Origin of the sequence: Oerskovia rustica (assembly GCF_014836555.1) — a bacterium.
GTDB classification, from domain to species: Bacteria; Actinomycetota; Actinomycetes; order Actinomycetales; family Cellulomonadaceae; genus Oerskovia; species Oerskovia rustica.
The window spans coordinates 1-13,670 of sequence record NZ_JACSQQ010000001.1; the positions used below are offsets into that span (position 1 = coordinate 1).

General features: G+C 73.4%; 6 protein-coding genes. 5 read left to right on the forward strand and 1 reads right to left on the reverse strand.

Going from position 1 to position 13,670, the window contains the following annotated elements; all coding sequences use genetic code 11:
• Positions 1-59: 59 nt before the first annotated feature.
• Entirely contained in the window at positions 60-2,645 is a 2,586-nt protein-coding gene (glgP, locus tag H9652_RS00005) for an alpha-glucan family phosphorylase (RefSeq protein WP_191794091.1), read from the reverse strand.
• Positions 2,646-2,879: 234 nt separating this feature from the next.
• On the opposite strand from glgP, the gene H9652_RS00010 reads away from it, so the two are divergent.
• From H9652_RS00010 to glgB, 5 genes are all read left to right on the forward strand, one after another.
• Positions 2,880-4,925 (forward strand): alpha-1,4-glucan--maltose-1-phosphate maltosyltransferase, encoded by a 2,046-nt coding sequence (locus tag H9652_RS00010; RefSeq protein WP_318243927.1) that lies wholly within the window; start codon positions 2,880-2,882, stop codon positions 4,923-4,925.
• Positions 4,922-6,721 (forward strand): maltose alpha-D-glucosyltransferase, encoded by a 1,800-nt coding sequence (treS, locus tag H9652_RS00015; protein WP_191794092.1) that lies wholly within the window; start codon positions 4,922-4,924, stop codon positions 6,719-6,721. The genes H9652_RS00010 and treS overlap by 4 nt, the downstream gene beginning before the upstream one ends.
• A gap of 33 nt (positions 6,722-6,754) precedes the next feature.
• A complete protein-coding gene (locus H9652_RS00020) occupies positions 6,755-8,320 on the forward strand; it encodes a phosphotransferase (protein WP_318243907.1) in 1,566 nt (521 codons plus the stop codon).
• 118 nt (positions 8,321-8,438) lie between these two features.
• The gene (locus H9652_RS00025) at positions 8,439-11,249 is read left to right on the forward strand and encodes a glycoside hydrolase family 2 protein (protein WP_318243908.1); all 2,811 of its coding nucleotides are present in this window, start codon (positions 8,439-8,441) and stop codon (positions 11,247-11,249) included.
• 72 nt (positions 11,250-11,321) lie between these two features.
• On the forward strand, positions 11,322-13,616 hold the full coding sequence (glgB, locus tag H9652_RS00030; protein ID WP_191794094.1) for a 1,4-alpha-glucan branching protein GlgB: 2,295 nt from the start codon (positions 11,322-11,324) through the stop codon (positions 13,614-13,616).
• Positions 13,617-13,670 lie beyond the last annotated feature (54 nt).

Here is a 13,670-nt window from a genome sequence, read left to right on the forward strand (position 1 = left end):
AGGTAGACCTCCGGGAGGTCTACCTCGCGCACACGGGTCTACCTCGGCACCACAGCGGGTCAGGCGTTCGCGACCAGCCCGAGCTCCGCGACGCTCGCCAGGCCCTCGTGCTTGGGCACGATGCGCACGGTGTACCCGAACGGCCCCGACGCCTCGAGACGCACGGAACCGGCGAACGCCGCCCGTCCGGCCTCGTACGTGTCGGCGAGCTCAAGAGGCTCCGCCGTGAACGACTCGATGACGTCGGCCTCTGTCACGCGGCCGTGGACGACCTGCACCTCGACGTCGCCGGGCTGCAGGTCCCCCAGGGAGACGTAGGCCTTGACGGACAGCAGGTCGCCGACTTGCGGCACCTCGCGGATCCCGCTCGACTCGACGTGGTCCACGCGCACGTGCGACCAGTCGCCGCGCACGTGCTGCTTCCACGCCGCGAGCTCGCGCGCCGGCTCGAACCCCGGCCCGTTGAGCGTGCGCCCTGCGACGGCGGCAGGCCCGTACAGGCGGTGCACGTAGTCCGCGACCATGCGCGTGGCCTGGACCTTGGGGCCGAGGGTCGCGAGCGTGTGCCGCACCATCTGGAGCCAGCGGACCGGCACGCCCCGCTCGTCACGGTCGTAGAACCGTGCCGCCACCTGGGTCTCGATGAGGTCGTACAGCGCGGCGGCCTCGAGGTCGTCGCGGCGGTCGTTGTCCTCGACGCCGTCGGCCGTGGGGATGGCCCAGCCGTTCTCGCCGTCGTACCACTCGTCCCACCACCCGTCGAGGATCGACAAGTTGAGGCCGCCGTTGAGCGCGGACTTCATGCCCGACGTGCCGCTGGCCTCGAGCGGGCGCAGCGGGTTGTTGAGCCACACGTCGCAGCCCGGGTAGAGCGACTGCGCCATGCCGATGTCGTAGTTCGGCAGGAACACGATGCGCCCGCGCACGTCGTGCTCGTCGGTGAACCGGACGAGCTGCTGGATGAGCCGCTTGCCCTGGTCGTCGGCGGGGTGGGACTTGCCGGCGACGATGAGCTGGACGGGCCGCTCGGGGTCGAGCAGCAGCGACCGCAGCCGCTCGGGGTCGCGCAGCATGAGCGTCAGGCGCTTGTACGTCGGCACGCGGCGCGCGAACCCGATGGTCAGGACGTCGGGCGAGAGCGCCTCGTCGACCCACCCGAGCTCGGCCGGGCTGGCCCCGCGCTCGCGCCAGGACCGGCGCAGCCGGTTGCGGGCCTCGTCGACGAGCTGGCCGCGCAGCTCGCGGCGCATGCCCCACAGCTCCTCGTCGCTCACCCCGGCGGGGTCGAGCCACCCCGACGACGCCGTGTCGGCCGTGAGCTCGTCGAGCCCGAGCCGCTCGGCCTCGAGCGCGGCGAGCCGCGGGTCGACCCAGGTGGGCGTGTGGACGCCGTTCGTCACGGACGTGATGGGGACCTCGCGCGCGTCGAAGCCCGGCCAGAGGCCGTTGAACATTCCGCGCGAGACCTCGCCGTGCAGGAGGGACACGCCGTTGGCGCGTCCGCCCAGGCGCAGTCCCATGACGGCCATGTTGAAGACCGTGGGGTCACCGCCCTCGTAGTCCTCGGCGCCGAGCGCGAGCACCTGGTCGACCTCGATGCCGGGGATCTGGTTGTCGCCACCGAAGTACTGCGCGATCAGGTCCCGGCCGAACCGGTCGATGCCTGCGGGGACCGGCGTGTGCGTCGTGAACACGGTCGCGGCCCGCACGGCCTCGAGCGCCGCGTCGAACGTGAGCCCCGCACCGGTCACGAGCTCGCGGATGCGTTCGACGCCGAGGAACCCGGCGTGGCCCTCGTTGGTGTGGTAGACCTCGGGCTCGGGCGCGTCGGTCAGTCGTGACCACAGGCGCAGCGCACGCACGCCGCCGACGCCCAGCAGGAGCTCCTGCTGGAGGCGGTGCTCGCCGCCGCCGCCGTAGAGGCGGTCGGTGACCTTGCGTGCGGCCTCGTCGTTGCCCGGGACGTTGGAGTCGAGCAGCAGCAGGGGCACGCGCCCGACGGCCGCGACCCACACGTGCGCGTGCAGCACGCGCCCGCCGGGCAGGTCGATCGAGACGCGCGCGGGCGTGCCGTCGTCCTCGCGCAGGATCGTCAGCGGCAGGCCGTCGGGGTCGAGCAGCGGGTAGGTCTCGACCTGCCAGCCGTCGCGCGTGAGGGACTGGCGGAAGTAGCCGGCGCCGTAGAGCAGGCCGACGCCGACGATCGGCACGCCCAGGTCGGAGGCGCTCTTGAGGTGGTCGCCCGCGAGGATGCCGAGGCCCCCCGAGTACTGGGGCAGGACCGAGGTGATGCCGTACTCCGGGGAGAAGTAGGCGATCGCCTGCGGGAGCTCCTCGCCGCCCGCGGCCTGCTCCTGGTACCACATCGGGTCCTGGAGGTAGCGGTGGAGGTCCGCTGCCGCCGCGCGGACGCGGCCGACGAACTCCTGGTCGGCTGCGAGCGCCGCGAGGCGGTCCGGCCCGAGGGCGCCGAGGAGCGCCACCGGGTCGCGCTTCACGGACTCCCAGAGCTGCGGGTCGATCGTGCTGAAGAGCTCACGCGAGGGCGTGTGCCAGGACCAGCGCAGGTTGAGGGACAGCTCGTCGAGGTCGTGCAGCTCGGCGGGCAGGACGGTGCGGACGGTGAAACGTCTGATCGCTCTCACGGGTCCGACAGTACGCAACTGTGGGCCGCTGTACACCCTTTGCCTACCGCGTGCTCTCGTCGGCGTCGGCCCGTTTCACCCGTCGGCCGGGCGGGCGTGCGGCGCGGGTTGCGCGCCACACCCGCCCAGCGGGTGCCGCACCTCGCCCGCGCTCGATACCTTGTGCTCGTGCCTGAGAACTCCGCGACCCCCGTGACCTCGGCGCCGGCGCCCCTGCCGGCCGCTCCCTCGATCGTGTCCTCCGTCGCTGCGACGGTCCCTCCGCTCGCTCCTCCGATCGCCCCGCCGGCCCCGATCGGGCGCATCCCGGTCGTCGAGGTGTCCCCCGTGGTCGAGGGTGGCCGGTGGCCCGCGAAGGCCGTGGTGGGTGAGGTCGTCCCGGTCGAGGCCACGGTCTTCCGCGAGGGCCACGACGCGGTCGCGGCGACCGCGGTGCTCGTCGCCCCGGACGGCTCGGACCACTCGTGGGCGCGCATGGTCGACGTGGCCCCCGGCCTCGACCGGTTCCGCGCGACGCTCTCGCCCGACGCCACGGGCGCGTGGTCGTTCCGCGTCGAGGCGTGGTCCGACCCGTACGGCACGTGGGCGCACGACGCGGCGATCAAGGTCGCGGCGGGCATCGACGTCGAGCTCATGCTCGCCGAGGGCGTCGCGCTCTTCGAGCGCATCACGGCCCTGGAGGGCCTGAGCCCGCAGGACGCGAAGACCCTGCACGACGGCGCCGCGGCCCTCGCGGACCCGTCGCGCCCCTCCCCGGCCCGGCTCGCGGCAGCCCTGTCTCCCGAGGTGCGCGACGCCCTGGGTCGCACGCCCCTGCGGGACCACGTGACGCCGTCGGGCACGTATCCCCTGCGGGTGGACCGGCCGCTCGCGCTCGCCGGTGCCTGGTACGAGATGTTCCCCCGCTCCGAGGGCGCGCGACGCCTCAAGGACGGGACGTGGCGGTCCGGGACGTTCACGACCGCGGCCAGGCGCCTGCCCGCGATCGCCGCGATGGGCTTCGACATGGTCTACCTGACGCCCGTGCACCCCATCGGGACCACGCACCGCAAGGGCCGCAACAACTCGCTGACCGCGCTGCCGGGCGACCCGGGGTCGCCCTACGCGATCGGCTCGAAGGACGGCGGGCACGACGCGATCCACCCCGAGCTCGGCAGCGAGCGCACGTTCAAGGCGTTCGTGAAGGAGGCCCGGCGCCTGGGCATGGAGGTCGCGCTCGACCTCGCGCTCCAGTGCTCGCCCGACCACCCGTGGGTCACCGAGCACCCCGAGTGGTTCACGACGCGCGTCGACGGCTCGATCGCGTACGCCGAGAACCCGCCCAAGAAGTACCAGGACATCTACCCCCTCAACTTCGACAACGACCCGGCGGGCATCTACGCCGAGGTGCTGCGCGTCGTGCGGGTGTGGATCGCGCGGGGCGTCACGGCGTTCCGCGTCGACAACCCGCACACCAAGCCGCTCCCGTTCTGGGAGTGGCTGCTGGCCGAGGTCCGCGCGACGAACCCCGAGGTGATCTTCCTGTCGGAGGCGTTCACCAAGCCCGCGATGATGCACACGCTCGCGCGGATCGGGTTCCACCAGTCCTACACGTACTTCACGTGGCGCAACGAGAAGACCGAGCTCGCCGAGTACCTGACCGAGGTCTCGGGGCCTGCGGGGTCCTACATGCGCCCGAGCTTCTGGCCCACGACGCACGACATCCTGCCGCCCTACCTGCAGCACGGCGGCGTCGCGGGGTTCGCGGTGCGCGCGGTGCTCGCGGCACTCGGCTCCCCCACGTGGGGTGTCTACTCGGGCTACGAGCTCGTCGAGAACGTGCCGCGCCCCGGCGTCGAGGAGCAGATCGACAACGAGAAGTACGAGTACCGGCCGCGCGACTGGGCGCTGGCCGAGGAGATCGGCATCTCGGCCCTCCTGACCCGCCTCAACGAGGTGCGACGCGAGCACCCGGCGCTGCGCCAGCTGCGCAACCTCACGGTCCACCCCACGAGCAACGACCAGGTCCTCGCGTTCTCGCGGCACCTGCCCGAGAGGGTGTCGCCCGACGGGACGGTCGTGCCGGCCGACACCGTGGTCGTGGTCGTGAACCTCGACCCGTGGGGGACGCAGGAGTCCATGGTCCACCTCGACCTCGCCGCCCTGGGCCTGGCGCCCGAGCAGCAGTTCGTCGCGCACGACCTGCTGTCGGGGGCGTCGTACGGCTGGGGCGAGGACGTCTACGTGAGGCTGGTCCCGCAGGAGCAGGTGGCGCACGTCATCCACGTGAGGACACCATGAGCAGCTCGCCGTTCTCGGCACGCGCCGCGGGCCCGGCCGCGCGCGTCGCGGGCCCCGCGGCGGGGCCCGCCCCGGTCGCGCCGACGACCGCGCCCCTGCCCGTCGGCGCGCTGCCCCCGCGGCGCCAGCCCGCGGCTCCCTCGGCGCAGCGCTCGGGCCTCTCGGCGGACCCCGCCTGGTACAAGACGGCCGTGTTCTACGAGGTCCTGGTCCGCGCGTTCTCGGACTCCTCGGGCGACGGTTCGGGAGACCTGCGCGGGCTGATCGAGCGCCTGGACTACCTCCAGTGGCTCGGGATCGACGCCCTCTGGCTTCCCCCGTTCTACCCGTCGCCGTTGCGGGACGGCGGGTACGACGTCGCGGACTACACGGCCATCGCGGGCCAGTACGGCTCGATGGCGGACTTCACGGAGCTCATCGCCGAGGCGCACGCGCGCGGCATCCGGATCGTGATCGACCTGGTCATGAACCACACGAGCGACCAGCACCCGTGGTTCCAGGCGTCGCGCGCCGACCCTGAGGGGCCGTACGGCGACTTCTACGTGTGGAGCGACGACAACACCCGGTACGAGGACGCGCGCATCATCTTCGTGGACACCGAGACGAGCAACTGGACGTTCGACCCGGTCCGGCGCCAGTTCTTCTGGCACCGGTTCTTCTCGCACCAGCCGGACCTCAACTTCGAGAACCCGCGCGTCGCGGACGCGATGCTCGACGTGACGCGGTTCTGGCTCCAGGTGGGCGTGGACGGGTTCCGTCTGGACGCGGTCCCGTACCTGTTCGAGGCCGAGGGCACGAACTGCGAGAACCTGCCCCAGACGCACCGGTTCCTGCGGCGCGTGCGCCAGATGGTCGACGCCGAGTTCCCGGGACGCATCATCCTCGCGGAGGCGAACCAGTGGCCCGCGGAGGTCGTGGACTACTTCGGCACCGAGGAGGAGCCGGAGTGCCACATGTGCTTCCACTTCCCCGTCATGCCGCGCATCTTCTACGCGATCCGCGACCAGCGGGCCAACCAGATCGTCGACATCCTGCGCGACACCCCGCCCATCCCGGCGGGCGCGCAGTGGAGCACGTTCCTGCGCAACCACGACGAGCTGACGCTCGAGATGGTCTCGACCGAGGAACGCGCGTCGATGTACGGGTGGTACGCGCAGGACCCCCGCATGCGCGCGAACGTCGGGATCAGGCGCCGCCTGGCGCCGCTGCTCGACAACTCGCGCAAGGAGGTCGAGCTCGCGCACGCCCTGCTGCTGTCGCTGCCGGGCAGCCCGTGCCTGTACTACGGCGACGAGATCGGTATGGGCGACAACATCTGGCTGCCGGACCGGGACGCGGTCCGCACGCCCATGCAGTGGACCCCGGACCGCAACGCGGGCTTCTCGACCGCGGACCCGGGCAAGCTGTACCTGCCGCCCATCCAGTCGCTCGTGCACAACTACGGGTACGTCAACGTGGAGAACCAGCTCGCGCAGCCGACGTCGCTGCTGCACTGGGTCCACGGCATGCTCGCGGTGCGCAGGCTGCACCCGGCGTTCGGCGACGGCGAGCAGGTCACCCTGAGCACGGACAACGAGTCGGTCCTCGCATTCCTGCGCCGCAACGCGGCCGAGACGATCCTGTGCGTCGCGAACCTCTCGGCGACCGCGCGCACGGCCACGATCCACCTGCCGGAGCACGCGGGCGCGACCCTGACCGACGTGTTCGGCGGGGCCGCGTTCCCCTCGGTGGGCGAGGACGGCGACGTCGTGATGACATGGGGTTCGAGGGACTTCTACTGGCTCACGGTGTCGTAGGACGCCCTGACCTGCCCGGCAGAAGGAGCTGACGTGGTGCCGAAGACCGTCTCGTCCTCTCCCGTCGTGTCGCGCCCCGGACCGCTCGGGTCGGCGCAGCGCGTGCCGGTCCCCGACGACCCCCTGCTCGGGCTCCTCGACGCGTGGCTGCCCGCACAGCGCTGGTACCCCGTCAAGGGCCTCGCGGTGCGGCACGTGCCGTGGATGAGCTTCGCGCTCACCGAGCGCTGCACGCTGCACCTGCTGCGCATCGTGGGCGACGGGGTGGACCTGGTGATCCAGGTCCCGTTGGTCCTGACGCCCGCGGGCGGGCTCGCCCCGGACCCGCGGCCTGCCGACGCCCGCGGGTCAGGTGCTGCGGGCACGGCCGGCGCGCCTCTGCCGGGCCTGGTCGGCTTCGTGCCGGAGCCGGCGCGGCAGCCGGCCGGGCCGCGGGGTGGGAGCAGGGCGAGCGGCTCCGAGGGTTCCGCAGCCCCGCTCGCGGTGCACGACGGCGCCACGCACCCCGACCTGTGGGTGGCCCTCCTGGGCGCGCTCGAGCGGGCGGACGACGCGAGCCCGAGCGACCCCGACCGGCACGACGCCCCCGGGCACCGCCCGGTCGACCTGACGGGAGCCCGCATGGTCGGCGGCGAGCAGTCGAACTCCTCGGTGATCCTCCCCGGGGTCGCGGGCGGGTCGATCCTCAAGATCCTGCGGACGATCGCGATCGGCCCGAACCCGGACGTCGTGGTCCCCGACGCGTTGGCCCGCGTCGGCTGGACGGGCGTGCCGCGCCCGCTCGGCTGGGTCGAGGCGACGTGGGAGCCGCTCGACGTGCCGGCGGAAGCCCCTGACCTGGGGCCGGCGAGGACCGCGCACCTCGCGGTCCTGAGCGAGCTCGTCACGGACGCGCGCGACGGGTTCGAGCTCGCGTGCGCCTACGCGTCCCAGGACTCGTCGTTCGCGGACCTCGCGGCCGACCTCGGCCGGACGCTCGCGAGCATGCACCGCGCCCTGCGCGAGGCGCTGCCCACGGGTCCACCGCTCGAGGCGGGCTGGCTGCTGGGCGACCTGCGCCGTCGGGCCCGCGAGGCGTGCGCCTCGTCCGCCCCTCTCGGGCGACGCGCCGCGCAGGTCGAGGTGTTCCTCGACGGCGTGGCCGAGCGCCTCGCCCGCGAGGAGGCACCGCCTCCCGTGCTCCAGGCGATCCACGGCGACATGCACCTGGGGCAGGCCCTGCACGCGCTCGGTGACGGCTGGAAGATCCTCGACTTCGAGGGCGAGCCGCTGCGGCCCGTGGCCGAGCGCACCCGCCCGGACCTGCCGCTGCGCGACGTCGCGGGGATCGTGCGCTCGCTCGACTACGCGGCGGCCGTCGGCGGCGCGCGCTCGCCCCGGTGGACGACGACGGCGCGCACCGCGTTCGTCGAGGCGTACCGGCGCGAGATCGGCGAGGACGACGGGACCGCGGGTCTCTCGGTCTCCACGACCGAGGCGCTGCTGCGCGCCCTGGTCCTGGACAAGGCGCTGTACGAGGTCGTGTACGAGTCACGCAACCGGCCCGCGTGGGAGCCGATCCCGCTCACCGCGGTGGACCGGCTGCTGGGCGGGCGGTAGCCGCGCGGCCGGCCGTCGCCCGACGTGCCGGACCGCCAGCTGCGCAGGAAACCCGCCGTCACCAGGCATGATGGTGCCGCGGTTCGACGACGACCCCTCACCTCTCTGGAGCTTCCCCGTGACCTCGGCCCCGGCCTCTGCAGACCTCGCGCACTCGACGATGACAGCGCTGACATCCCCGCCCGCCCAGGCCCCGGGCACCGCCGACGCCGCGCGGGCCCTGACCCGCCGCGAGCTGCACGCGGGCTGGACCGCGCGCGCCGTCGCCGGCCCCGTCCCGGCGCACCTCGCCGACCAGGTGCACGCGCCCGTACCCGCGACCGTGCCGGGCACGGTCCACACCGACCTCCTCGCGGCCGGGATCGTCCCCGACCCCTACCTCGACGACAACGAGCACGTCCTCGCGTGGATCGGCCGCTGCGACTGGGAGTACCGCACCACGTTCGAGTGGGCTCCCGACGGGCACGAGCGCCACGACCTCGTCGCCGACGGCCTCGACACCGTCGCGGCCGTGACCCTCAACGGCCACCTGCTCGCCGAGACCGCGAACCAGCACCGCACCTACCGCCTGCCCGTCGACGAGCACCTGCGCCCCGGCGCCAACGAGCTCGTCGTCCGCTTCTCCTCGCCGCTCGCGTACGCCGCCGCCCAGAACGTGGCCATGGGCTACCGCCCCCACACCAACCCCCACCCGTTCAACGCGATCCGCAAGATGGCGTGCAGCTTCGGCTGGGACTGGGGCCTGGAGACCGCGACGTCGGGCATCTGGCGCCCCCTCGCGCTCGAGGCGTGGTCGGGCGCGAGGCTCGCGGCCGTGCGCCCCGTGGCGTCGGTCGCCGGGCCGGCCGCCGACGCGCCGCACCCGGCCGGGGCCCCGGCCTCGCCCGACGCCCCCGTCCCCGGCCGCCTCGCGGTCCACGTCGACGTCGAGCGCTCCCCCGGCGTCGACGGCCCGCTGGACGTCGCGGTCCACGTCGACGGGCTCGTCACGACCGCCCGGGTCCCGGCCGGGCAGGACTCCACGCTCGTCGACGTCGACCTCCCGGCCGTGCGGCGGTGGTGGCCCCGCGGGTTCGGCGAGCAGCCGCTCTACGAGGTCGCGGTCGAGCTCCTCGCCGACCCCGGGGCCACCGTGCGGTCGGCCGAGGCGACCGAGAAGCACCAGCCGCGCGCCGCCGTCGGGCCGCTCGACGTACGGCGCCAGCGCGTGGGATTTCGCACCGTGCGCCTCGACATGCTCCCCGACGAGCACGACGGCGAGCCCGGCACGTCGTTCGTGATCGTCGTCAACGACCAGCCCGTGTTCGTGCGCGGCGCCAACTGGATACCCGACGACGCGTTCCCCCACCGCGTGACGCGCGAGCGGTACGCCGCGCGCATCGCCCAGGCCGAGCAGGCGAACGTCAACCTGCTGCGGGTCTGGGGCGGCGGGATCTTCGAGGCCGACGACTTCTACGACCTGTGCGACGAGCGCGGCATCCTCACGTGGCAGGACTTCCTCTTCGCGTGCTCGACGTACGCCGAGGAGGAACCGCTGCGCAGCGAGGTCGAGGCCGAGGTGCGCGACAACGTCGTGCGCCTGTCCCCGCACCCGAGCCTCGTGCTGTGGAACGGCAACAACGAGAACCTGTGGGGCTTCCACGACTGGGACTGGCAGCCACGCCTCCAGGGCCGCACCTGGGGCCTGGGCTACTACACCGAGCTGCTGCCCGCGCTGCTCGCCGAGCTCGACCCGGGGCGCCCGTACACGCCGGGCAGCCCGTGGTCGGGCACGGTCGACCTGCACCCCAACCTGGACGCGCACGGCTCGGTGCACGTCTGGGACGCCTGGAACCGCAAGGGCTACGAGGTGTATCGCGACCACGTCGCGCGCTTCGTCGCCGAGTTCGGCTGGCAGGGCCCGCCCACGTGGTCGACCCTGCGCGACGCCCTGTCCGACGACCCGCTGACGCCCGAGTCCCCCGGGATGCTCGTGCACCAGAAGGCTGCGCAGGGCAACGACAAGCTGACCGACGGCCTCCTCCCCCACTTCCCGCTGCCCGACGACATGGACGACTGGCACTGGGCCATGTCCCTCAACCAGGCGAACGCCATGACGGTCGGGATCGAGCACATGCGCTCGTGGAGCCCGCGCTGCGCGGGCGCGATCGTGTGGCAGCTCAACGACTGCTGGCCCGTCACGTCGTGGGCCGCGGTCGACGGCGCGGGCCGCGCCAAGCCGACCCTGTTCGCGCTCGCCCACGCGTACCGCGACCGCCTGGTCACGGTCCAGCCCCGCCGGCCCGACGGCGGCGCGCCCGTCCCCGGCGGCCCCTCGGCGCTCGCGGTGGTCGTCGTCAACGACTCGCCCGACCCGTGGAGCGGGACGCTCGTCCAGCGGCGCGTGCGCTACGACGGGACGGTCCTCGCGGAGGCGAGCACCGCCGTCGGGCTGGCGCCGCGCGAGACGCGCACGCTCCCGCTGCCGGGCGCGGTCGCGACGGCCGCGAGCGCCCGCGACGAGGTGGTCGTCGCGACCCTCGGCGACGAGCGCGGGCTGTGGTTCCTCGCGGAGCCGCGCGACAGCGCGCTGGCCGAGGGCGGGCTGGACGTGGAGGTACGGGAGGTCGCCTCGGACGCCCCGGCACCGTCGCCCCTGCCGGGCTCGATCCGCGAGACCGCCGCGGACCGTGGGCCCGCAGGAGGTCGCCGGTACGAGGTCGCCGTGACGGCCCGGACGCTCGTGCGCGACGTCGCCCTGCTGGCCGACAAGGTGCACCCCGACGCAACCGTCGACGACCAGCTCGTCACGCTCCTGCCCGGCGAGTCCGCGACGTTCACCGTGACCTCACCCGCGCCGCTCGACCCGCTCGCACTGGGCGCGCGCCGGGTGCTGCGCACCGCGAACCAGCTCGTCGCGGGACCGTCGACGCCGGGCGTGAGCCGATGAGCGCCGGGTGAGCGTACGCCCGCGCGGCGCGGGGAGTACGCACGCACCCCGGCGACGTGGAAAGGTTGGGCCATGACCGGGTCATCGACACCTCCGAGCAGCTCCCTCCCACCGCTCCCCGTGGTGCCGGCCGATCCGGTCGGGCTCGCGGCCGTCGCCCAGGGCAGGGCCGCCAGTCCGCACGCGGTGCTCGGCCCGCACCTGACCGCGGTGCCCCTGCCCGGCGGCCGGACCGGGGGCGCCGCCACGGTGCGCGTCCTGCGTCCTCTCGCGGACGAGGTCGCGATCGTGACCCTCGACGGCGAGTTCGCCGCGACGCACGAGCAGGACGGGATCTGGGTCGCGGTCGTGCCCGCGGCCGTCGACGAGCCCGAGCCCGGCACCTCGACCCCACCCGTGCTGCACGCGCCCGACTACCGCGTCCGCTCGCGCTACGGCGAGACCACGACCCTCCAGGACGACCCCTACCGGTTCCTGCCGAGCCTCGGGGAGATGGACCAGCACCTGATCCGCGAGGGGCGCCACGAAGAGCTGTGGGCCGTGCTGGGTGCCAACCCGAAGGTCTACCCGAGCGTCCTCGGCGAGCCCGGTGCGGCCGGGACCACGAGCGGCACGGCGTTCGCGGTCTGGGCACCCAACGCCCGCGCGGTACGGGTCATCGGCGACTTCAACCACTGGCAGGGCAGCACCCACGCCATGCGGTCGCTCGGCGACACGGGGGTGTGGGAGCTGTTCGTGCCCGGCATCGGGCCCGGGACGCTCTACAAGTACGAGATCCTCACGGCCGCGGGCGCCTGGCTCCAGAAGGCCGACCCCCTCGCCAAGGGCACGCAGGTGCCGCCCGCCAACGCCAGCGTCGTCGTCGCGTCCGGTCACGAGTGGACCGACGACGCCTGGCTCGCCGAGCGCGCCGCCCGCGACCCGCACGCGGGCCCCGTGAGCGTCTACGAGGTGCACCTGGGCTCGTGGCGGCAGGGCCTGAGCTACCGCGAGCTCGCCGACCAGCTCACGGCCTACGTCCTGGAGACCGGCTTCACGCACGTCGAGCTCATGCCCGTGGCCGAGCACCCCTACGGCGGCTCGTGGGGCTACCAGGTCACGAGCTACTACGCCCCCACCGCGCGCTTCGGGCACCCCGACGACTTCCGGTACCTCGTCGACACCCTGCACCGCGCCGGGATCGGCGTGATCCTCGACTGGGTACCGGCCCACTTCCCCAAGGACGAGTGGGCGCTCGCCCGCTTCGACGGGACGCCGCTCTACGAGCACCCTGACCCCCTGCGCGGCGAGCAGCCCGACTGGGGCACCTACGTGTTCGACTTCGGCCGCAACGAGGTGCGCAACTTCCTCGTCGCCAACGCGACGTACTGGTTCGAGGAGTTCCACGTCGACGCCCTGCGCGTCGACGCCGTGGCCTCGATGCTCTACCTCGACTACTCACGAGGCCCCGGCCAGTGGCACCCCAACGTCCACGGCGGGCGCGAGAACCTCGAGGCCATCGCCTTCCTCCAGGAGACCAACGCGACCGCCTACCGGCGCACGCCGGGCGTCATGATGATCGCCGAGGAGTCCACGGCCTGGCCCGGCGTCACGCGCCCCACGGACGCGGGCGGCCTCGGGTTCGGGCTCAAGTGGAACATGGGCTGGATGAACGACTCGCTGCGCTACGTCGCCGAGGAGCCCATCAACCGGCGCTACCACCACCACGAGATCACGTTCTCGATGGTCTACGCGTACTCCGAGCAGTTCGTCCTGCCCATCAGCCACGACGAGGTCGTGCACGGCAAGGGGTCCCTGTACGGCAAGATGCCGGGCGACGACTGGCAGAAGCGCGCGGGGGTCAGGTCCTTCCTGGCCTACCAGTGGTCGCACCCCGGCAAGCAGCTGCTGTTCATGGGGTGCGAGATCGCCCAGCACACCGAGTGGAACGAGGCCGCGAGCCTCGACTGGGCCGGCCTCGGCGACCCGGGCAGGGCGGGCGTGCAGCGCCAGGTGCGGGACCTCAACGAGCTCTACCGGCGCACGCCCGCGCTGTGGGCGCTCGACCACGACCCCGCGGGCTTCGAGTGGCTCGACGCCGAGGACGCGGACCACAACGTCGTCGCGTACCTACGGCGCGACGCCGCAGGGAACCAGGTCGCGGTCGTCGTGAACTTCGCGGGCACCCCGCACGAGGACTACCGGCTCGCGCTGCCCCAGGGCGGCGCGTGGCGCGAGGTCCTCAACACCGACGCCGAGGTCTACGGCGGCTCCGGGGTCGGGAACCTGGGCGAGGTCCACGCCGAGTCGCGCCCGTGGAAGGGGCGGGCGCACTCCGTGTCGCTGCGTGTCCCGCCGCTCGGTGCGCTGTACCTGGAGCCGGTCTGACGCCGAGCGCCCTGCGGCGGCATCGACGACGGCGGCCGGTCACCTCGTGCGAGG